Below are 22,391 nucleotides of genomic sequence, written 5' to 3'. Positions count from 1 at the left end.
ATATTAGGCTCGCCTCGCAGGCGGGCCTTTTTTGTATTCGTCAGTCAAGAATCGCCGTTTAACATGAGGAAATAATTACAATACGCAGAGACTCTTATTATGTGAAGCAAGGGAGTCCGTAACCTAAACGTGAAAATATCAGTCAAAAGAAGGTGAGCCATGAAAGTTCAGCTTATTACACTCCTGTGCGCTTTCAGCAGTGCATGGAATACCCCCGTAATTGCACAAGTTGCTTATACCTGGGTTGATAAAGATGGCGTAATTCACTTCAGTGACACGCCTCGTCAGGGTGCAAAGGCCATCGCTCTACCTAACTTGGAAGCCTCACCTCCAGCTCCTGAAGTCGAAAGTACCGAATCGCTTGCACCACAAGTGAATAAAACGCCAGACGAATCACAGGACGCGCCTCAGGCTCAACCTGAAAAACCCCAACCTTTACAGCTCACCATGCTCAGCCCGACACATGATGCAACATTACGCAGCAATCGTGGACTTATTGATATTCAGCTTGAAGCAAACCGTAAGCTCGGCATTGGTGAACAGCTACAACTTCTGCTCGACGGTAACCCTTATGGGGCACCCCAAACGCACCTAAATTGGCAGTTAAGTGATATTGACCGAGGGACTCACACTCTTTCAGTTCATGCTAAGCGAAGCGGCAAGCTTATTGCATCATCTAGCCCTATAACGGTGCATTTACACAGAGCGAGTATCAAGCCGACCGTAAACGGGGCAAAGTAGAATTTTTGGTGAAAATTTAGCATCACAATGAAGCTTTTCACTTTTTCTTCTTAGTTTTATTGGCCATACTCAATGTTCTATTGCACCATTATTGTGCGTCGCACGATCTTAACGCAAACAAGGACATAATGTGGATACCAATCTTCCAAGTGCCATTCTCAACAATATGGTTACAGCAACGCTAATTCTCGATGATGGGTTAGCGATCCGTTATGCCAACCCAGCAGCGGAGCTGTTGTTTTCACAAAGTGCTAAACGCATCATCGAGCAGTCGTTGTCTCAGCTTATCCAACATGCCTCGATGGATTTGGCACTGCTCACTCAGCCTCTGCAAAGTGGCCAAAGTATCACCGACAGCGATGTCACTTTCATTGTCGACGGAAAGCCTTTGATGCTGGAAGTGACGGTGAGCCCGATAACCTGGGAAAAGCAGCTTATGCTTTTGGTCGAAATGCGAAAGATCGACCAGCAACGCCGACTCACGCAGGAGCTCAACCAACACGCACAACAACAAGCAGCCAAGCTTCTTGTGCGTGGTCTGGCGCATGAAATTAAAAATCCATTAGGTGGGTTGCGGGGGGCAGCACAGCTACTGGAAAAGATGTTGCCAGATCCATCCTTAACGGAATACACCCATATTATTATCGAACAAGCCGATCGATTGAGGGCCTTAGTCGATCGCCTGCTTGGCCCTCAAAAGCCAGGTAAAAAGACACAAGAAAATCTCCATCAGGTTCTGGAAAAAGTCCGCCAATTGGTCGAACTGGAGTCGCAAAACTCTATCACTATCGAGCGAGATTATGACCCAAGCCTGCCTGAGATTTTGATGGATGCAGACCAAATAGAGCAAGCAATGCTGAACATCGTCAGCAACGCAGCACAAATTCTGGCGTCTCAAGAGCACGGCAAGATCACCATTCGCACCAGAACAGTGCACCAAGCAAATATTCATGGTAAGCGCTGTAAATTAGCCGCGCGTATTGAGATCACCGATAACGGACCGGGCATTCAACCTGAATTACAAGATACGCTGTTTTACCCAATGGTCAGTGGCCGAGAAGGCGGTACCGGACTCGGACTGTCTATTTCACAGAATTTGATCGACCAGCACAACGGAAAAATCGATGTTGAGAGCTGGCCTGGCCACACCAATTTCACAATTTATTTGCCGATCTGACCAAGTTTAGCTTTGGGTCAGTTTTACGGTTTTGCTGCAAGGACTAGTAGATGAGTAAAGGATATGTTTGGGTCGTTGATGACGACAGTTCAATTCGCTGGGTGATGGAAAAAACCCTTTCTTCAGCCAATATTAAGTGCGAAACCTACGCTGATGGGGAAAGCGTATTAATGGCACTAGAACGCGAAGTTCCTGACGTTCTGGTTTCAGATATACGTATGCCGGGCATCGATGGCCTTGAGCTTCTCAAACAAGTTCAGCGCGACTACCCGGACTTGCCCGTCATCATTATGACCGCTCACTCCGATCTGGACGCGGCAGTTAATGCGTATCAAAAAGGCGCATTTGAATACCTGCCAAAACCGTTTGATATCGATGAAACCCTGACTTTAGTCGAGCGCGCTATCGCTCACAGTCATGAAAATAAACGAGTGCAGATATCACCAGAAGACATCCCTGCCGAAACACCAGAAATCATCGGTGAAGCACCGGCGATGCAGGAAGTGTTTCGCGCGATTGGCCGCCTTTCCCGCTCTTCAATTTCAGTATTGATCAATGGTGAATCTGGTACCGGTAAGGAACTTGTGGCTCACGCGCTTCATCGACATAGCCCTCGAGCCAGCAAACCTTTCATTGCACTTAACATGGCAGCAATCCCGAAAGACCTAATCGAATCCGAACTGTTTGGCCATGAAAAGGGCGCGTTTACCGGCGCGAACAATGTTCGCCAAGGCCGATTCGAACAAGCGAATGGCGGTACGTTATTTTTGGATGAAATCGGTGATATGCCATTGGATATCCAGACTCGTTTACTACGCGTTCTCGCTGATGGTCAGTTCTATCGTGTCGGTGGTCACTCGCCAATCAGTGTCGATGTCCGTATCGTTGCCGCAACTCACCAAAACCTGGAAAGACTGGTACATGAAGGTGATTTCCGTGAGGACTTGTTCCACCGCTTGAACGTTATTCGGGTACAAATTCCAGCACTTCGTGAACGTAAGCAAGACATAGAGAAACTGACTCAGCACTTCCTGCTGCGCGCTGCGGACGAGCTTGGCGTTGAAACTAAAACACTGCATCCTTCTACGGTAGAAATTCTCAACAGATTGGACTGGCCGGGCAACGTGCGTCAGTTGGAGAACATTTGTCGTTGGTTGACCGTTATGGCTAGCGGTAGTGAAGTATTACCCAACGACCTGCCTTCAGAACTGCTGCAAGAAAAGAAAACTATCTCAGACTCTACGCAAGGCAGCTGGCAAGAACAATTGGCGGACTGGGCACGTCAATCATTAGCTGCAGGCGATAAAGAACTGCTTTCTTACGCATTACCAGAATTTGAACGCATTTTATTGGAAGCCGCGTTAGAACACACTAAAGGTCACAAGCAAGATGCCGCTAAAGTACTAGGCTGGGGACGTAATACGCTCACCAGAAAATTAAAGGAGTTGTACTGACACTTTGATTAATAATACAGCATAGCTGTCATCTAGTATTAATAAACGTATCAGTACAATATGGCGCACCACCCTTTTGTGATTAGACAATGTCTACTGCTACGACTCAAATTACACTACGTACCGCTGTACTCATCCCATTTGTGATGATTTTCTTATTGGCTATCAGTGTAATGGTCTACGTCCAAAAGCAGAACTACGAAACGGTGGTGACCGATATCAGTGATAAGCAACTGTCGGTTTTGACCGAGAGTGTCCACGAGCATCTTAACTGCTTTCTAAATGAGCCTCTGGCTGCCGTGACAACACTCGCCCATAGTGTGAATCATCACAACCTCTTCCACCCTATCGATTCCCATGAGATCCAAACCTACTTACTGAGCACGTTTGAGACCCTTTCAGAGTCTATCCCACAGCTGGATGTGATAGCCTTTGGCTCTGAAAGTGGCGACTTTACCGGTTTTCGTCTGGAGCCTTCTGGCAACTACACTTTAATGCTTCAAAGCCAACAAACCAGTGGTGATCTGGTAATCTACGAAACCAGTCTGGTCAGTGACGATATTCGTTCAGTCATTACTTCTTATGACCCGCGCAACCGCCCTTGGTACCAACCGGTAGCCAAAAATCAAAGACCAATGTGGTCAGAAATTTATAGTAACTCCGATGAACGCCAAGAGATTACTTTGTCAGCGATGGCACCGGTGTACCTTAAACAAGAATTAGCGGGAGTATTGGTCGCCGATGTCCGGCTGAATACCTTTAACAAGTTTCTACGCGAAGTAGCACAAAAGACAAAAGCCTCTGTCTTTATCATGGATCAGGAGCATCGCTTGGTCGCGCACTCCGAATCCGGCAGTGTCATATCATGGGGCACACGCTTCTCCGATAAAGGACAGCGCTTATTGGCCTCTGAGAGCACCAATCCAATCATTCAATCCAGCGCCACTCGGGTCCGCTCATTCGATCTTTCCCACACCACGCAAACTTTTACCTTTGTCTTTGACCACAACGGACAACGTATCTTCAGCCGACTCACACCCTATGAAGACCCCAACGGGATTAAGTGGTTTATCGGTACCTCTATCTCTGAGGCAGAATTGCTCGGAGTGTTGCCAGACAGTCAGGAAAAAAGCTGGCTTGTGGGCATCATTGTCAGCTTAATCGGCATTGCAATCTGCTGGGTCATTTTCAATCGCATCACAAAGCCAATTAATACCACTGCAGCTGCAGCACTCCAGTTGGCTAAGGGCGATTGGAACAGCAGCCTGCCCAAGCCGGGCTATGTATATGAGACCACGGTGCTTGTTCAGGCATTTAATGAAATGACCGCAAATTTAAAAGCATCATTTACCGCCTTACGAGAGCAGTTGGTTTATGACTCACTTACACGTTTATACAGCCGCCAAGGGTTAGTAGAAATGTGTACTCAGCAACGCTGCCAGTGCCACGGAACGCTATTTTTGCTCGGCATCAACCGATTTAGGGACATAAATGACAGTGTCGGCCACCACAATGGCGATCAACTACTGATAGACATAGCGGAAAGGCTGAAACAACAATTTCAAGGTGATACTTTGCTGGCCAGGATCGGTGGAGACGAGTTCGCCATTTTTGTATCCAATGTACACAACAGCAATGACGTTCGGCTCATAGAGCGTCGTTTACAGCTACTCTTTGCGACTCCGTTCATCACGCAAGAAGAAGCCGTCATCATGAAAATCTCGCTTGGTATTGTGCAAAGCAAGCAAGGCGAAGATATGTCTTTATGGTTACGTAATGCCAGCATTGCACTGAGTTACGCCAAACAAGATTCTCTCACAAATGTTTGCCATTACAGCCCTGAACTCGCCAACGCTTCTAAATTTCGCACTCAGATGCTGACTAAGATTCAAACCGGAGTGGAAAACCGAGAGTTCATTCCGCATTATCAGCCGATTATCGACTTGGCAACTGGCAATACCTGTGGTGCCGAAGCTCTGGCGCGCTGGCAGAGTGAGTCAGGCATGGTTTCACCGTTGGATTTTATTCCCATCGCAGAAGAGAGCGGGATGATCAAAGCGATTGGTCAACAGATTCTGTTACAAGCCTGTCGCGATACCTACGACGCCATTGAAAATAAGCAGTGGCCATCAGACTTCCAACTGCATGTAAATATCTCGGTTAACCAAATTTCCTGTCCGGACTTTGTCGATAGCGTCACGCGTGTGCTAACAATAACTAAACTCCCAGCCAGTAACCTGACTCTGGAGATCACTGAATCGCGCATCATCGATAGCGGGCCGACAACGCTAGACAACATGAAAAAACTCCGCGATATGGGCATAGGCATCGCGATAGACGATTTCGGTACAGGCTATTCGTCTCTGGGCTATCTGCATACCCTGCCCTTTACATGTCTGAAAATCGATCGCACGTTCGTAAACCAATTAAACCAAGAGAATCTAGAGCGATCTGTAGTTGCAGCCGTGCTTAATATAACGGCTGGACTTAAAACCAGCGTTGTAGCTGAAGGGGTAGAAAACGCCTCTCAAGCCCAACTGCTTCGTTCAATAGGCTGCCATCAGGTGCAGGGATTTTATTACAGCCGACCTATGCCACTGGAAGAATGGCCAACACATTTAGTTAACATGGAGTAGAAAAGAGCGAGAATCGTTGAATTCCTGGTCACGCTCTACTGACAATCAACCAAACTGTTAATTATACTTAATTGCAAATCTTCCCAATGTATTGTCACAGATGATGTTTGGGCCTTGTTCCAGTTCATAACTATCCGGATCAACACAATGATAACTAAGAACCTTCCTCTTACCGATTTGCACCGCCACCTTGACGGCAACATCCGTACCCAGACCATCCTAGATCTTGGCCAAAAATTTGGGATGACTCTGCCTGCGTACGACGTTGAATCTCTCACGCCACACGTTCAGATTGTCGAAGCAGAGCCTTCTCTCGTTGCTTTCCTTTCAAAGCTTGATTGGGGCGTAGCGGTACTGGGTGATCTAGACGCGTGTCGTCGTGTTGCGTATGAAAACGTGGAAGATGCGCTGAACGCTCAAATTGATTACGCGGAATTGCGTTTCTCGCCTTACTACATGGCAATGAAGCACAACCTGCCAGTAGCCGGTGTCGTTGAAGCAGTCGTCGATGGTGTTCAGGCAGGTATGCGTGATTTCGGTGTCAAAGCTAATCTGATTGGCATCATGAGCCGTACATTCGGTATCGATGCTTGCCAACAGGAATTAGACGGTATCCTTAGTCAGAAAGACCACATTGTGGCAGTTGACCTTGCAGGTGACGAGCTAGGTCAACCAGGTGATCGTTTTGTTTCTCACTTTAAACAAGTGCGAGACGCGGGTCTTCACGTGACTGTTCACGCTGGCGAGGCTGCTGGTGCAGAAAGTATGTGGCAAGCAATCAACACGTTAGGTGCAACGCGTATCGGGCACGGTGTGAAAGCGATTGAAGATCCAAAATTGATGGATTACCTAGCAGAAAACCGCATTGGTATTGAATCTTGCCTGACATCGAACATTCAGACCAGCACCGTTGCTTCTCTTGCGAATCACCCGCTAAAACAGTTCCTTGAACATGGTGTTCTTGCATGTCTAAACACCGATGACCCAGCGGTTGAAGGTATTGAGCTGCCTTACGAATACGAAGTCGCAGCACCAGCTGCAGGCTTGAGCCAAGAACAGATTCGCCAAGCGCAAATCAATGGCCTTGAGTTGGCATTCTTGTCAGACGCTGAAAAAGCAGAGCTGAAAGAAAAAGTTAAACATCGCGTTTAATTCCGCGAAAATCATAAAAAATGCCAGCATTTGCTGGCATTTCTTGTATTCGGAATCTCTCGAATTCTAAATCACTCGAGAGAACTGCTGCTGACGAGCCTTCGCACGGAGGTACTTATCGAAACTCATACAGATGTTACGGATAAGCAGGCGACCGCGTAGAGTGACACGAATTTCGTTGTCATCCACTTCGACCAGCTCATCATTAATGAAGGTTTGTAACAGCTCCAAGTCTTCTTTGAAGTACTGATTAAACTTAACCTTAAACTCCGACTCAATGGCTCTTTTATCCAGTTTAAAGTTACAGATCAGTTGCTTAATTACTTCGCGGCGTAGTAAGTCATCCGCATCCAGCGAGACGCCTTTCCAAAGCGCATGACGCAGGTCATTCACCTGAGCGTAGTATTTCTTCAACTCTTTTTGGTTCTGCGCATAAGCGTCACCAATCATCGAGATAGCCGAAACGCCAAAGCCGACTAAGTCACACTCACCTTGTGTGGTATAACCCTGGAAGTTGCGATGCAGCACACCTTCTCGCTGAGCAACCGCAAGTTCATCATCAGGCTTAGCAAAGTGATCCATACCGATAAACTGGTAACCCGCATCGGTTAACGTTGCGATGGTATCTTGCAAAATCGCCATCTTTTCTTCGGCTTGAGGCAGGTCTTCATCTTTAATCTTACGCTGAGCGGCAAACAGCTGCGGCATGTGGGCGTAGTTAAATACCGACAGACGACCCGGCGACATTTCAAGCACTTGCTCCAATGTCTTAGCAAAAGACTCTTTGGTCTGCTTCGGTAAGCCGTAGATTAAATCCAGGTTTGTCGAGCGGAAGCCCAAGTCTTTCGCACGTGCCACCATATCAAAAATGAACGTTTCATCCTGCTCACGATTGACCAGTTTCTGAACTTCTTTGTTAAAGTCCTGAACGCCGATACTTAAGCGATTAAAGCCTTCGCTGCGCAGGTGATCCAGCATAGTGAGTTCAATTTCTCGCGGATCAACTTCAATGCTGATTTCGGCATCATCACTGAAGAAAAATTCCTGGCGAAGCAGGTTCATCACACGTGTGATCTGTTTTTCAGATAGGAACGTTGGTGTACCACCACCAAAATGCAATTGCGTTACTGTTCTGCCCACTAGCAAAGAGGCACGTTGACGAATTTCGTGCTCTAGAACATCGAGGTACTCATCGGCTTTATGCGAGTGACGAGTAATCACCTTATTACAACCACAGTAGTAACAAAGCTTGTGACAGAACGGAATATGGATGTATAACGATAACGGCCGATCAGGGTACTGAGCACATGCCATATCATAATCAGAAATAGTAAATGCTTCGTGAAACTCCAATGCTGTCGGGTACGACGTATAGCGAGGACCGGAATAGTTGTACTTATCCAATACTGCTTGATCCCAAACGATTTGTTGTTTCGATTCAGTGTGTTGATTCGACATGGTGGTACTTTCCGTTAAATGTTAGGGCAACGAAAGCCGTCACCCAATATTCAGAGCTGCTTATTTTGCCACACGACAAAGATAACCGCGGTAATACCTTTTGGCTTTTTAATTATAAAACCAAAGAAGTGCTAGCGTGATCACGATAACCCCAGCTGCCACAAGAGCATAACTGGGGTGAAATTACTGACTCAAGCAATCAAGTAACGTTCTGGTGACTAGATCATCTGAATATTAATTTGATTATTCAGTGGCTGGACGTTTTTCTTCAACAATTCGAGCTCTTTAACGATCGACTCGGTTAAGCGACTTTCCGCTTTCTGACGAGTCAGATTCTGCTGCATACGCTCTTTTTTGGCTAGTTGCTGGCGATCTTCACCGCGCGCCATATCTTTCACAATATGGTAAAGCTCAGAAATTGCAGGATACGTTTTGTCGAAATCAATACGGTCTTCACCCTGAACATAATCCATGATGCAGTAGACACGAATACTGATTTCCGACAAATCGCACTGGCCTTGAATACCTGCCTGACACAAGGTATGCACGTTCTCAAAAATGTTGGCGTTACGTTTATCAATCGCCAGTTTTTGATGCTTCAGCTGCAATTCCTTTTGCTTTTTCAATTGAAGCAGAAGGTAACCTGCATAAGAAGCCAGAGCGATAATGATCACCGCCCCTGCAATTGCTAATAAGGTTACGTTCATCGCTTAATTATCCTTTGTAGTCGTCAAAGTTGATATCATCAAAATCCGCAAGAAGATCATCGTCATTACGAGAACCTTTCGCAGCAGGAGCAGTAAAGTCCTCTTCTTCTTCAGGTTCTAACAGACCAAGTTGGTCCATCAACTTCTCGATGCGATCCAGCTTCTCGTCTACGTATTTTTGTAGACCAGTACCCAGATTCTCACCTGCTTCGATACGATCCAACAACACATTCAATTGTGCATCGTTTTCCAGCATCTCCAGCTCTTGTTCCGCAGACAGACGACGTTCTTGCTTGGTCATCTTCTTCGCTGGCTCAACAATCAGAGGGATCTTCTTCTTGCTGCCTAAACGTGGGTCACGATTTTGTGCAGCGGCGCGTTGCTTCTGCTCATTCGCGTCTGAATTACGGTTACCCGTTTTCAAACCTTTGCGCTTTTTCGCACGCTTACGTAAACGGCCTTCCACGTCTGATTCAGTACGGTTACGAGTGACAATAATATCAGGTGCGCCTGCGGCACCCGGCTTTCTAGATTTTTTACTACGGCTCATTACTGGGTCTTCCTCAGTAAAATTACATCATTACCAATAAATTCAAGTTCGAGCTTATCCCGCTCAGCTAGGAACTGGAACGTCTCACGGCTAAAAAACACCACATGCGTTGGGTCGTTCTTATAATGCCACGATTTGAAAGCCTCTGCGTCGATGACCATTTTTGTCATCAGGCCAATCCAGCCCCCTGGCTTAACTAAATTCAACCATTGCTTCCACACCATATCTGGGTGGTAGAGGTGTTCAATCACCTCTGTTGCTGTCATGAAGTCATACTGCTTTTCTAACACCGATGTATCAGGGTGGTAATAAAGATCATATAACGCCATGCTGTGGCCCGTTTCTTCTAACATCAGAGAAAGTGTCGGGCCCGGACCACAACCAAAGTCGATTCCGTTCGATTGTGGAGAAATTCGCTCTGTCATTGGATCAGCTATTCGCGACAAAAAGCGTCTGTATCCCATATCTTCGGGATTGTTCTCATGCAAATCATAGTGAGCTTTTTCGGTATCTGCATCCAAACGTTGGTCTGGATTTACAAACACCAAACGGCACTGTTCACATTGAAGATACTCGCGACGCTTATCTTCAAAATAATGGTGAGTGTGCTGATTGTGGCATAAAGGACAGGTATGCATGCTGACTTCCTCAAACAGGGATGCGAAACATACCAGAAACTGAACTCAGATTGGAGTGTTACTGAGTATTTTTTCAGCAGTTTTTACTAAAAAACTCTGATTCTGATGCGACATCATCTCCTGAGAGAATTTCGACGTCGAATTTATTGTGAAAGAAATAAAAAAAGCGACAGTTAAACTGCCGCTTCCTAATGCCATCTTATGTGGCGAAACTGTGTTGCACGCATTGAGTGCACCAATAATCCTTTTGTTTTTCGAGCTTTCCTTGCCAAAAAGTGTTGTTTTTCATCTTCCTGATGAATTTTGGCTATCCATTAACTTCCTGTCTTCTGGGCAACTTCCTGTGCCTGATCCTTTTCACTGTCTTAACCGTCAGACTAGATGACCATCCTTATCCGGTAGGCTCCCTGCCTACCCAAGTCCTTTTGCAACAACCAAGCATCCCTAGCTTGAATCCCTGAGACCGAAACCTTGGTCTAAATTTCCCTTTGTTCACCCCCCTGTGAACAGCTTCTACTTTACGCCGATCAAACCTTGCGACAAGCCGAGCACAGAAAAAAACTACAGCATTTTTCCTGTTACAGACAAAAGATATTACTAATCATAATGTTAAGGTTAACCGAAGAGAAAAAGGCAACAACAAGTATGGCAAATGTCTTACAAGCTACCGAGCTAGATATCTATTTAGCCACTTACCTCTGGTGTGAGCTAAGTCACCAACAAAAATGCCCCGACGAATTCGCCGGGGCATTTTTGAATAACATTGCTCGAACTATGTAGGGTTATCAGTTATCAGTGCAGACCGCCAACATATTGCGACAGAACTTCAATATCTTCATCTGTCATCTTCTTCGCGATATCACGCATCATGGCATTCATATCGTTACCACGGCTACCATCACGGAATTTAGTAAGCTGAGCTTTGATGTAGTCAGCATGCTGACCAGAAATTTTAGGGAAACCTGAAAGCTCAGTACCGTTACCACGAGCACCGTGACATGCAATACATGCCGTTAGACCACGCTCAGCATCACCAGCGGTGTAAAGCACTTTGCCTTTCTCAACAACGTTTTCAGGTGTTGAGTTCTCTGACGTTGGCAGAGACGCAAAGTATGCGGATAGATCTGCGATGTCTTCATCACTTAGCGGCATTGCCATACCACTCATGACGGGATCGTAACGACCTTGCTTACCACCGCTTGTCATACCTAACTTAAGATCTTGCAACTGTTTTTCAAGATACTTAGCGTGTTGACCAGCGAGTTTAGGGTACATTGCGATTGCACTGTTGCCATCTGCACCATGACAGGCGACACAGGTTTGTGATTTTGCTTTACCAGCCTCAATACTACCTTGGGCCCATACTGAGCAGCTGGCTAAAACACTCAAAATTAGCGCTAATTTCTTCATGACATTCCATTATAATTATCAAGCTTCCAGTACCACGGAATGTGAACATACCGTGTACACTCATGGTACAATAGGCGACCTCATGCCGAGCACGGTTATTTTACACAATTTCACAAAAAAGTAATCAATCGACTACACAAAGTCGAGATGGAGTTAACAGTGAGCGTAAAAATTCATTACCAAAATACGCATTTCATCACCAGCGCACCCGATATTCGCCACTTGCCGGAGGACGAAGGTGTCGAGATTGCGTTTGCAGGACGCTCAAACGCTGGTAAATCGAGTGCACTTAACCGTCTGACTAACCAAAAAAGCTTAGCCAAGACATCAAAGACACCGGGTCGTACCCAGTTGATCAACCTTTTCAAGGTAGAAGAAGGTTGTCATATCGTCGATCTACCGGGATACGGCTTTGCTCAAGTCCCAGTTGAGATGAAGAACAAATGGCAGAAATCTTTGGGCGAATACCTTCAGAAGCGCGAGTGTCTAAAAGGCTTAGTGGTTCTGATGGACATCCGTCACCCAATGAAAGATCTCGACCAGCAAATGATTTTTTGGGCTATCGACAGCCGTATTCCAGTGCAAGTGCTGCTGACCAAAGCAGACAAACTGAAAAGCGGTGCCCGTAAACAGACGCTACTGAAAATTCGTAAGCAAGTTGAAACTTTCGGTGGTGATGTAGACGTGGACGTATTTTCGTCTCTGAAAGGTCTAGGTGTTGATCAGCTGCGTGCCAAACTGGACACCTGGTTTGCGCCTGCACTGGCACATCTGATTGAAGAAGACGAATTAGAAACGCCAGAGAGCAATGAAGAATAATTAACAATTCTTGTTAAATTTTTGCGATAGCCCTGCCAACCCGTTGGTGGGGCTTTTGTTTATCTAACGAATAAGAAAGGAAATGACAGAAATAAAAATCCCCACCTTCCTGGCAGGGATAACGGGAGAGAAAACTTGGTAGTTGTTATTATGCTGTAAAGCATTACTGAACTATCAAATGATTTCAATAGCATAAAAAGCCTTCAAATTTCCCCACTATAGTCTCTCTGCCACATTCAATCACAATAAAAATGATAAATTTCAAAAAGTTAAAATAAATACAATTGTGATTATTAACGACTTAGTTTCTGTGGAGAAAAAATCAGAATGTGACTGGCGTAAATTTACAGGACGTAGAGAACAGCTAAATGCAGAAAAAAGTGAGGTTTTGTAAGGAGTTAAAGAAAGGGGAAGGTTGATGAAAAGCCCAAAAACAATAAGCAATTGTTCTTTAACACATTTTTATTTGGCCCAATAAAAAACGCCCCAGTCAAAAACTGACTGGGGCGGCTGAATCAGCCTAATCCAATAACGTGAAACAAAAGGTCTGAAAGATAGAACATCTTACCTCTGTACCCTACGAGTATTAATGTACAACAATTGGTCAGAATTGCAAAGAATTTTTGTAGTTTTTTTTCATTAAAGTTTTATTAAATGACAGCAAACCTAAGACTGCCATGTCTTTTTTAATCGTAAAAAAAAGCCAGCGTTTGTGCGCTGGATCATAATAAATTAGACAAATCGATTTAAAAATGACTAGTGAGCCTGATCCCAGTTGTCACCATGGCCAGCTTCTGCAACCAGAGGCACTTTCAGCTCTGCTGCAGATTCCATCAATTTCTGTACTTTACTTTCAATTTCGGACAATGATAACTCTTCAACCTCAAATACCAGTTCATCGTGTACTTGCATCAAAAGTTTCACTCGACCGTCACCTTCAGCCTGAATCCATTGGTCAACAAGTAACATCGCTTTCTTGATGATGTCTGCCGCTGTACCTTGCATTGGCGCATTGATCGCCGCACGTTCTGCTGCTTTACGACGCATCCCGTTACGAGATTTAATCTCTGGTAGGTGTAAACGACGACCAAAGATGGTTTCAACATAACCTTGATCGGCTGCAGCACTGCGCGTGTCTTCCATATACTGCATCACACCTGGGTAACGCTCGAAGTACTTATCCATGTAGGTTTGTGCTTCTCCACGTGGGATGCCTAACTGTTTCGCTAAGCCGAACGCACTCATACCATAGATAAGACCGAAGTTAACCGCTTTCGCTCGGCGACGCTGTTCACTAGAGACTTGATCAATGCCCACGCCCATGATTTCAGCAGCAGTGGCGGCGTGAATGTCTTTACCATCGCGGAATGCATCAAGCAGAGCCTGGTCGCCAGAAAGGTGAGCCATAATGCGCAGTTCGATTTGTGAATAGTCGACCGCCAGGATTTTGTAACCCGTCGGTGCAACAAATGCCTGGCGAATACGGCGTCCTTCTTCATTACGAATTGGAATGTTTTGTAGGTTTGGATCGGTTGATGACAAACGACCAGTCGCCGTTACCGCTTGATGGTAAGAGGTATGTACGCGTCCTGTGGTCGGATTAATCATCTTCGGCAGCTTATCGGTGTAAGTCGATTTAAGCTTTGCCAGACCACGGTATTCAAGAATCAGTTTTGGTAATGGGTAGTCTAGAGCCAACTCTTGCAGAACTTCTTCGTTGGTCGAAGGCGTGCCAGATGGTGTCTTTTTCACTACCGGTAAACCCATTTTCTCAAACAGGATAGCTTGTAACTGTTTTGGTGAGTTCATGTTGAACTCTTGCTCTGCAATTTCGTAAGCTTTTTTCTCAAGCTCTTCAAGGCGAGCGGCGATTTCTACTGACTGAGCGCCCAGCTTCATGTCATCAATCAATACCCCAGTGCGCTCGATACGAGAAAGCACAGGAACAAGCGGCATTTCGATATCTTCGTACACCGATTTAAGCTTTTCGTCTTGTTCAATATTAGCAAACAGACGGTTGTGCAGACGAAGAGTGACATCTGCATCTTCTGCTGCGTATGGGGACGCTTGATCGAGTTCAATTTGATTAAAAGTAAGCTGCTTTTTACCTTTACCTGCAACTTGCTCAAAGGAGATGCAGCTATGCTGAAGGAAACGTAGCGCTAAGCTGTCCATATCATGTTTGCCGCCTACGCTGTTGTATACGTAAGAAGCCAGCATGGTATCGTGCTTAATACCTTTCATCTCAATGCCGTAGCGAGCTAAAACAGATGCATCGTATTTCAGGTTCTGGCCGACTTTCGCTTGCGACTCATCTTCTAAGATAGGTTTTAACTGCTCTAACACCCAGTCGCGGTCTAGCTGCTGCGGTGCATCAAGGTAGTCATGAGCAACAGGGACATAAGCTGCGATGCCTTCGCCTACCGCAAACGAGAGACCAACCAGATTCGCTACCATGTAGTCGAGACTGTCCGTTTCCGTATCGAAAGCAAACAATTCAGAGGCTTTTAGTTTTTCTAACCAAGCATTAAAAGACGCTTCGTCTAAAATGGTTTCGTACTGACTGCGATCAATCGTCACTGCTGACGTTTCCATCTCAGCATGAGAAGAAGCTGATGATGCGCGTGCAGACCCAGCCATTTCGACCGCTTCTACAGCGCCTGAGCCGCCTTCTAACAGCTCATTGAGCCAAGACTTAAACGTCAGTTGACCATATAACTTGATCAGTTCGTCTTTGCTTGGTTCTGCTTTGAGCAGTGATTCCGGCGTTTCTTCCAGTTCAACATCGAGCTTAATAGTGGCGAGTTCGTACGACAGCATTGCATTTTCTTTGTTGTCGACTAGCTTCTTCGCCATGGTTTTTGAACCACGGAAACCCAGTGGAGCAATATCATCTAAGTTTTCGTAAAGCTTCGTCAGGCCACCGATACCTTGCAACAACGCAGTTGCAGTTTTATCACCCACGCCCGGTACACCCGGAATGTTGTCGACTTTATCACCCATTAACGCCAGGTAATCGATGATCAACTCCGGTGGAATGCCGAACTTTTCAATCACACCTTCACGATCCATCACAACATTGGTCATGGTGTTGATCAGGGTGATATTGTCATCCACCAACTGCGCCATGTCTTTATCACCGGTACTGATCAATACTGGCATGCCTTTTTGTGATGCCTGATAAGCCAAAGTACCAATGACGTCATCCGCTTCTACGCCAGGAACACAAATTAAAGGCAAGCCCATTGCGCGAATCACATTATGTAACGGCTCGATTTGGCAACGAAGATCATCCGGCATAGGCGGACGATTCGCTTTGTATTCTGGATACATATCGTCACGGAAGGTTTTACCCTTCGCGTCAAAAACCACTGCAATACGATCAGACGCAAACTGACGCATCATACTGCGTAGCATGTTTACTACACCGTAGACGGCATTAGTTGGTATTTCACCATTACTCATTGTGCCTGGGTAGGCGTGAAAAGCGCGATATAGATAAGAAGAACCGTCGATAAGAATCAGCGGATTTTCAGGAATACTTGCCATAATTGTCTGTATCCAAGTCAGTACTTAATAGATCTGCTTAGGATGCCATGACTACTGATCCGAATCTATCTTGTTCGCTCGATCCAGATCGCGTAAATATTTCGAGCTGATACACTAAAACTCAACCCACCCTGTGGATAACTCTGTTTATATTATTTATCCACTGGTTATACAAGATTACAAAACAAAGAAAATAACCAAGTTAAGTTACTAATAATATTAAATAATTTTATTTTAAGATGAAAAGATCAACGATCTAAAAATGATCATCAAATGTGGAAAAGTTATGAATCGTGGCGTCAAATGAAATCGTAGAAAAGAAAAAAGCGACCCAATTGGGTCGCCTAGCAGAAGTGGTAAAGCAATTTTTTATCAAGCTGCTTAACCAAGAAGCTATAAATTACACTGGAAGCAATGTGAGCAATGTCGTGTCAAAAAGAGTTCGTGCAAGTTCTTGGAAACTGTTTCATCACCTTCTCAACACCAGTTAATCAACTTCTGTTAATCAACAACTATTAATAAGTAAATCAACGTCCTTGTGAACCATTCCTCATTCCCTAAGACAGGATTAATAATAATGATTCTCATTTAACTGTCAACAATTAAATGAGAAAAAATCTCATTTAATTTCACATTGCTTTAATGAAGTGTACTCTAGATTCGCGAAGATTAACGTTTTCATCAAACTTTTCAATGAGATATCCATTTCGCAATAACAATCTAAGCATAGCTGGGAATTGGTTACGAGACTTCACTTTAAGGGTTTTATAACCTTGCTCAGCCACCCACTCTTCTTGGGCCTCTAACAGCATTTGTGCAACCCCTTCATTACGAGCCTGAGGAGCTACGCCACCAAACCAGCTGTAAAAAGTATCATCATCCAATTCATAACCAATTTTGAAGCCTAAAATCGAACCGTTCTTTTCAGCCACTAGAATTAAGCTGTTCTTATCGCCGAGACGCTGTGCCATAGACTCCATTGTTTCTCCATTGGAAAACTCTTTTACGTGAGTTACCACCTGAAGTGCCTCTTCCAACGTGCCTTCACGAATCAGCATTGTCATTGTTCTCTCCCCAGAAATTTAATACCCAAGCACCTTGGGCTGCTGCTATGTAAATAAGCCATATTTGATCCGCCAGAGGTTACTTGGGTATATACAGACGAACAACTATTGTCGGTCTGGTTTTTCTCACTAAGCGATAATTACTCTTCTGTCGCTTTCTGAGACATATTTAGATATTGAGCCGCTTGTGCGTTTTCTTCCGCTAACCACTCCGCCACATCTTTGGCAAAGTAAGTCAGGATGCCATCAGCGCCCGCACGTTTGAAACATAGCAATGATTCCATCACCGTTTCACGCTCTTTTAACCAACCGTTTAGAATCGCTGCTTTATGCATCGAATACTCACCCGACACTTGGTAAGCAAATGTCGGAACCTGCAACTCAGTCTTCACACGGCGTACCACATCCAGATAAGGCATTCCCGGCTTAACCATTACAGAATCGGCACCTTCATTGATATCCAGCGCGACTTCGTGAATCGCCTCATCAATATTTGCCGGATCCATTTGGTAGTTTTTCTTATTGCCACCTTTAAGGTTAGACGAAGAACCGACCGCATCACGGAATGGCCCGTAGTAGTTCGAAGCGTATTTCGCAGAGTAAGCCATGATTTGAGTATGAATATGGCCTGCTTCTTCTAGCGCTTCACGGATTTTACCAATACGTCCATCCATCATGTCTGATGGTGCAACAATATCAGCACCCGCTTCTGCGTGAGACAACGCCTGTTTAACCAACACTTCAGTCGTTTCATCATTCATTACATAGCCGTCTTCATCAATGATGCCGTCTTGGCCATGCGTGGTAAATGGATCCAGCGCAACGTCGGTAATAACACCGATTTGAGGGATATGCTCTTTCAGAGAACGCACTGCACGCTGAACTAAACCTTCTGGGTTATAGGCTTCAGTCGCACATAAGCTTTTCGCATCCTGGTTTACGACAGGGAAAAGTGCGATTGCAGGTACACCTAGATTTGCAAGGTATTGCGCTTCTTCTAGCATTAAATCAATAGACAAACGCTCTACACCCGGCATGGACTCTACGCTTTCACGACGATCTTTGCCCATCAGAATGAACATTGGGTAAATCAAATCATTAACAGAAAGTTGGTTCTCAGCCACTAGACGACGGCTAAAGTCATGCTTACGTAAGCGACGCATACGGCGTGCAGGGAATGGACCTTGAATTGATACAGACACCATTTTCTCCTTGTCTGGACGGTTATGATGATCAAATCATCTGGTGGATAAAATCATATCACTCTTGATGCACCTTGCGGGTGACAATCTGGAAAAAGGCGCGGAAAAAAACTGAAAATGACCCCGCCCTCACACTCAAGTATACTTCTCACAAGACCTAAAAAACGAAGCACAGAGACGAACCATGATCGATACCCACGCGCACATATACGCCAGCGAATTTGATAATGACCGCGACGAAGTTGTAAAACGCGCACGAGAACAAGGCATTAATAAGATTTTGCTGCCAAACATCGATCTGGAGTCGATTGAGCCGATGCTGCAAACCGAACAGGCTTATCCTGAAGTATGCCATTCGATGATGGGCCTTCACCCATGCTATGTGGATGATAATGTTGAACAAACGCTGGAAATCATTCGCGGCTGGTTTGAGAAGCATAACTTCATCGCTGTGGGAGAAATTGGTATCGATCTGTACTGGGATAAAACCTACCGAGCTGAGCAGGAAATGGCATTTATTACCCAACTTAACTGGGCAAAAGAGATGGACTTACCTGTTGTGATCCACACTCGTGATTCCATCGAAGAAACATTAACTCTGCTAAGTCAGGAGCAAGATGGCCGCTTGCGTGGCGTATTTCATTGTTTTGGTGGCAGTTTAGAAGAAGCAAAAGCGATTAACGAGTTGGGCTTCCACCTCGGCTTAGGTGGCGTATCAACATTTAAAAATGGTGGGATGGATAAAGTCATTCCTCACCTCGATATGCAGTGGGTCATACTGGAAACTGACTGCCCTTACTTAGCGCCAGTCCCACATCGCGGGAAACGCAACGAGCCAGCCTACACTTCTCTCGTTGCCCAGCGTATTGCTGAACTGAGAGACTTAACCATTGGAGAAGTAGACACAATGACGACAGCGAATGCCGAATCACTGTTTAATTTACCTTCAACTCAATAAGTTACTCAGCAACAAACTAAAAACTTTGCGATAGCTATTGCTACACTGATACCAAAGTTGTTCAAAAATCAGCATGACGTACAAGGAAGTACTTATGGATTTGGAGCGTATCTATTTTGTTATCAGCATTCTCGCTGGAATTGTGTTCTTATATACCCTGATAGCAAAGCGCATCGAAAACTCCGCAATATCTGGACCGATAGTTTATGTCGCTCTGGGATTGCTGCTAGGTGAATATGGCCTGGGGATAATAGGATTATCGGCAGAAGCGAATGACTTAAGACTGCTAGCCGACCTGACGCTGGCTTTAATTCTTTTCTCTGATGCCGCTCACTCCAATCTCACCGTATTAAAACAAAAAGCGGTTTATCCAGTCCGGATGCTCATGTTTGGACTGCCAGGCGCGATTATCTTGGGAACATTCGTCGCGGTTATTCTGTTTGACGTCTTATCGGTTATAGAAGCTGCCATCCTCGCAACTATGCTCGCGGCAACCGACGCGGCACTGGGCAAAGCCGTCATATCAAACCCGAAGGTACCAACTCCCGTAAGCGAAGGACTCAATGTAGAGAGCGGACTTAATGATGGTCTGTGCGTCCCAATCCTGTTGCTTCTCATCGCCGTGGAAACCAGTACTACCCATGCTGATATCAGTACGCGTCATGCTTTGATGGTGTTTGCTGAAGAGCTGGGTATAGGCACACTGGTTGGATTGTCGCTAGCCTATATTGGCGCCAAGCTACTCTACTGGAGCGCGAAGAAAAAATGGCTCAGTGAAATTTGGGTTCAACTGACAGTGGGCGCTATTGCCCTTACCAGCTTCGGTTTAGCGCAAACTCTACACGGCAGTGGTTACATTGCGGCATTCACAGGTGGGCTTCTGTTTGGTCATCTTGCTTCTCGCCATACTCACAAACTGGTATTGACCACAGAGAGCCTCGCAGAGCTATTAGCCATGCTGACTTGGATTCTTTTTGGCGCGGCTGTTGTGGGGCAAGTTCTCGGGCTTTTCTCCATCAACATGATGGTATACGCCCTCATCAGTTTAACGCTGATTCGAATGATCCCTATCTATCTCTCATTTATCGGCACTTCCGTACCCGCCCGTCACCGCTGGTTCATGGGCTGGTTTGGTCCGAGAGGTTTAGCGAGTATTGTATTTACCATCATCGTCTTAGATGCGGAGTTACCAGGGGGACGCTTTATTGCATTAACCGTAGCTTGCACTGTAATACTAAGCCTTGTTTTACATGGTATCACGGCGAGAGCTCTGTCAGAGCGCATTGGAACCGATTAATTTAGCTTTAAAAATAGTCTCTTACTGAGTATTGCATAAAACAAGCAAGCCCTATTTAACAATCACCATCACACAACATCGTTTCAAACTCATTTACCCCCTTAAAATTGGAACCAGCTTCACATAATATATTTATTAACAATCATAACAAAAATAGGAATATTTATGTGTCAGCATGGTATTTACTTACAACGTCAGCGCCGAACCTTCTTTCAAAAGCTCATCGGAATCAAAGAAATATATGTATGTTCGAACTGTGGCTACGTACTAAAAATCAAGTAATGACGTTTTAGTACTCACGATTACGATCAAAAAGCGGCTCTATTGAGCCGCTTTTTTACTGATAATTTTACGAACCAAAGACTACTCTTCGGTTTCGTCTTCCTCATCTTTGCGTGTGTAGAAACGCGCAAACAGCAAACCAACTTCAAACAGCAAACACATTGGAATAGCCAGCAGCGTCTGCGAAATCATATCCGGTGGCGTCAACACCATACCAACAACAAACGCTGCAACGATGATGTATGGGCGTTTTTGTTTTAAATCTTGTGGTGTTGTTGCACCCGTCCAGCACAGTAGAATGATCGCGACCGGTACTTCAAAAGCAATACCAAACGCCATAAACAGCGCCAGTACAAAATCCAGATAGCTGGAAATGTCAGTCGCAAACTCTACACCACCAAGCGAAATCGCGGTGAAGAAGCCAAACACGAGCGGAAATACAACAAAATAAGCAAACGCTACACCGCAGTAGAACAGCAAAGAGCTGGAAAACAGCAACGGCATGATCAAACGACGTTCGTGCTTGTATAAGCCCGGTGCCACAAATGCCCACACCTGATACAAAATAAATGGCACGGCAACAAATACCGACGCAATCAGAGTCAGTTTAAGTGGCGTAAAAAATGGTGACGCAACATCAGTTGCAATCATCGTCGCCCCTTCAGGCAGACGTTCTACCAAAGGTGCTGAGATAAACTCGTAAATATGGTTAGAGAAATAAACTAGCCCGACAAACACCACCAACACTGCCAATATTGAACGCAGTAGTCGGTTGCGAAGCTCCAACAAGTGACTAATTAAAGGTTGTGTCTGCTCGACGGTAGACATGGCAAACCTCTTTGTAAAAACCAGATCAAAAAGGAGCTACTTATCCTAGCAGCTCCTCCTAATGAGACTATTCGGCTTTTTTATCTGCCGCTGTAACCTTGATATCTTCCGCTTTCTCTACCGACTCAACGACAGGCTCTGCTTTCACAGGCTTAGTATCGGACTCAGTTTTTTCCGCGTAAGGGCGGTTTACAGATTGCGCAGCTTGTTTAAGTTCTTCCACAGAAGACTTCAATTCAGGAGATAAATCTTTCATCCCCATTTGCTCAGCTTTGCGCAAGTTCTCTTGCAGCTCTTGGACTTTCAGCTCGTGTGACAATTCGTCTTTGACGCTATTTGCCATACTCTTAGCGGCACCGACAAAGCGGGACACGCTGCGAATAGCATGAGGCAAACGCTCCGGTCCAAGAACGACCAGACCAACAACAGATATTAATACCAGTTCCCAAAAACCGATATCAAACACGTT

At 45.3% G+C, this 22,391-nt stretch carries 18 protein-coding genes; 8 read left to right on the top strand and 10 right to left on the bottom strand.

From position 1 onward, the window contains the following. Window positions 1-159: 159 nt before the first annotated feature. The 5 genes from VEJY3_RS00590 (at window position 160) to add (ending at window position 7,160) form a co-directional block, all read left to right on the top strand. On the top strand, window positions 160-741 hold the full coding sequence (locus tag VEJY3_RS00590) for a DUF4124 domain-containing protein (protein ID WP_014230520.1): 582 nt from the start codon (window positions 160-162) through the stop codon (window positions 739-741). A gap of 166 nt (window positions 742-907) precedes the next feature. Then, a complete protein-coding gene (glnL, locus tag VEJY3_RS00585; protein ID WP_049794654.1) occupies window positions 908-1,918 on the top strand; it encodes a nitrogen regulation protein NR(II) in 1,011 nt (336 codons plus the stop codon). 50 nt (window positions 1,919-1,968) lie between these two features. Next, complete coding sequence (gene glnG, locus VEJY3_RS00580) at window positions 1,969-3,372, top strand: nitrogen regulation protein NR(I) (protein ID WP_014230518.1); 1,404 nt, start codon at window positions 1,969-1,971, stop codon at window positions 3,370-3,372. 89 nt (window positions 3,373-3,461) lie between these two features. Beyond that, window positions 3,462-6,008 carry a GGDEF and EAL domain-containing protein gene (locus tag VEJY3_RS00575; protein WP_014230517.1) on the top strand — a complete coding sequence of 849 codons (2,547 nt, stop codon included), beginning with the start codon at window positions 3,462-3,464 and terminating at the stop codon, window positions 6,006-6,008. A 147-nt stretch (window positions 6,009-6,155) separates the two neighbouring features. Further along, on the top strand, window positions 6,156-7,160 hold the full coding sequence (gene add / locus VEJY3_RS00570) for an adenosine deaminase (protein ID WP_014230516.1): 1,005 nt from the start codon (window positions 6,156-6,158) through the stop codon (window positions 7,158-7,160). 66 nt (window positions 7,161-7,226) lie between these two features. Here the strand turns inward: add and hemN are convergent, their stop codons facing one another. From hemN to VEJY3_RS00545, 5 genes are all read right to left on the bottom strand, one after another. After that, the gene (gene hemN / locus VEJY3_RS00565; protein WP_014230515.1) at window positions 7,227-8,618 is read right to left on the bottom strand and encodes an oxygen-independent coproporphyrinogen III oxidase; all 1,392 of its coding nucleotides are present in this window, start codon (window positions 8,616-8,618) and stop codon (window positions 7,227-7,229) included. Between the two features lie 218 nt (window positions 8,619-8,836). Then, a complete protein-coding gene (locus tag VEJY3_RS00560) occupies window positions 8,837-9,325 on the bottom strand; it encodes a DUF2489 domain-containing protein (RefSeq protein ID WP_014230514.1) in 489 nt (162 codons plus the stop codon). Between the two features lie 7 nt (window positions 9,326-9,332). Continuing rightward, window positions 9,333-9,875, bottom strand: coding sequence for a Der GTPase-activating protein YihI (gene yihI, locus VEJY3_RS00555; RefSeq protein WP_014230513.1), 543 nt, complete (start codon window positions 9,873-9,875; stop codon window positions 9,333-9,335). Then, window positions 9,875-10,513, bottom strand: coding sequence for a class I SAM-dependent methyltransferase (locus VEJY3_RS00550; protein WP_014230512.1), 639 nt, complete (start codon window positions 10,511-10,513; stop codon window positions 9,875-9,877). The genes yihI and VEJY3_RS00550 overlap by 1 nt, the downstream gene beginning before the upstream one ends. Before the next feature lie 792 nt (window positions 10,514-11,305). Beyond that, window positions 11,306-11,923, bottom strand: a complete 618-nt coding sequence (locus tag VEJY3_RS00545) for a cytochrome c (protein WP_014230511.1) — start codon at window positions 11,921-11,923, stop codon at window positions 11,306-11,308. 159 nt (window positions 11,924-12,082) lie between these two features. On the opposite strand from VEJY3_RS00545, the gene yihA reads away from it, so the two are divergent. Continuing rightward, complete coding sequence (yihA, locus tag VEJY3_RS00540; RefSeq protein ID WP_014230510.1) at window positions 12,083-12,742, top strand: ribosome biogenesis GTP-binding protein YihA/YsxC; 660 nt, start codon at window positions 12,083-12,085, stop codon at window positions 12,740-12,742. 756 nt (window positions 12,743-13,498) lie between these two features. On the opposite strand, the gene polA is transcribed toward yihA, so the two are convergent. The 3 genes from polA to hemB all read right to left on the bottom strand — a co-directional run bounded on the left by polA (window position 13,499) and on the right by hemB (window position 18,557). Then, complete coding sequence (gene polA, locus VEJY3_RS00535) at window positions 13,499-16,291, bottom strand: DNA polymerase I (protein WP_014230509.1); 2,793 nt, start codon at window positions 16,289-16,291, stop codon at window positions 13,499-13,501. A gap of 629 nt (window positions 16,292-16,920) precedes the next feature. Next, window positions 16,921-17,355 (bottom strand): GNAT family N-acetyltransferase, encoded by a 435-nt coding sequence (locus VEJY3_RS00525; RefSeq protein WP_014230507.1) that lies wholly within the window; start codon window positions 17,353-17,355, stop codon window positions 16,921-16,923. 140 nt (window positions 17,356-17,495) lie between these two features. Beyond that, complete coding sequence (hemB, locus tag VEJY3_RS00520; protein WP_041170287.1) at window positions 17,496-18,557, bottom strand: porphobilinogen synthase; 1,062 nt, start codon at window positions 18,555-18,557, stop codon at window positions 17,496-17,498. A 184-nt stretch (window positions 18,558-18,741) separates the two neighbouring features. On the opposite strand from hemB, the gene VEJY3_RS00515 reads away from it, so the two are divergent. Continuing rightward, window positions 18,742-19,515: a TatD family hydrolase gene (locus VEJY3_RS00515; RefSeq protein WP_014230505.1), complete on the top strand. Its 774-nt coding sequence runs from the start codon at window positions 18,742-18,744 to the stop codon at window positions 19,513-19,515. A 94-nt stretch (window positions 19,516-19,609) separates the two neighbouring features. Beyond that, the gene (locus tag VEJY3_RS00510) at window positions 19,610-20,812 is read left to right on the top strand and encodes a sodium:proton antiporter (protein WP_014230504.1); all 1,203 of its coding nucleotides are present in this window, start codon (window positions 19,610-19,612) and stop codon (window positions 20,810-20,812) included. A gap of 363 nt (window positions 20,813-21,175) precedes the next feature. Here the strand turns inward: VEJY3_RS00510 and tatC are convergent, their stop codons facing one another. Continuing rightward, window positions 21,176-21,922, bottom strand: a complete 747-nt coding sequence (tatC, locus tag VEJY3_RS00505) for a twin-arginine translocase subunit TatC (protein WP_014230503.1) — start codon at window positions 21,920-21,922, stop codon at window positions 21,176-21,178. 67 nt (window positions 21,923-21,989) lie between these two features. Continuing rightward, the gene (tatB, locus tag VEJY3_RS00500) at window positions 21,990-22,388 is read right to left on the bottom strand and encodes a Sec-independent protein translocase protein TatB (RefSeq protein ID WP_014230502.1); all 399 of its coding nucleotides are present in this window, start codon (window positions 22,386-22,388) and stop codon (window positions 21,990-21,992) included. Between the last annotated feature and the right edge of the window lie 3 nt (window positions 22,389-22,391).

The sequence above is a fragment of the Vibrio sp. EJY3 genome, assembly GCF_000241385.1.
Lineage (GTDB): Bacteria > Pseudomonadota > Gammaproteobacteria > Enterobacterales > Vibrionaceae > Vibrio > Vibrio natriegens.
This window is presented reverse-complemented; position numbering and strand designations above follow the sequence as displayed.